Source organism: Adlercreutzia sp. DFI.6.23 (assembly GCF_024462535.1).
Taxonomy (GTDB): domain Bacteria; phylum Actinomycetota; class Coriobacteriia; order Coriobacteriales; family Eggerthellaceae; genus Adlercreutzia; species Adlercreutzia rubneri.
Genome location: NZ_JANGBP010000641.1, coordinates 1 through 295, shown reverse-complemented (window position 1 = coordinate 295; position 295 = coordinate 1). Strand labels below are relative to the sequence as shown.

The following is a 295-nucleotide window of genomic DNA, read 5'->3' as shown; positions in this document are numbered from 1 at the left end:
CGAAGATCCCCTGCATCGTGACTAACGACATGGAGTTCTCCGAAACCTGCGAGTACAGCGACGTTGTGCTGCCCTGCGCCCACTACTTCGAGTACGACTGGATTCAGGCCAGCTCGCACACTCCCTTCCTGTACATGGCGAACAAGGTGGCCGACCCCATCGGTGAGGCGAAGGAGGACGTGGAGATCTTCCGGGCCATTGCCGAGCGCATGGACAACGAGGCGGCCAAGGCGTTCTACACCTAGTCCAACGAGGAAATGATGCGCATGGTGGTCGATACCGAGAAGGGCGAGCC

At 59.7% G+C, this 295-nt stretch carries 1 protein-coding gene; it reads left to right on the top strand.

The genetic code is table 11. The features are described from left to right. The coding region (locus tag NE591_RS14885; protein ID WP_256157060.1) for a molybdopterin-dependent oxidoreductase at nt 1-245 on the top strand (245 nt) is incomplete at its 5' end. Nucleotides 246-295 lie beyond the last annotated feature (50 nt).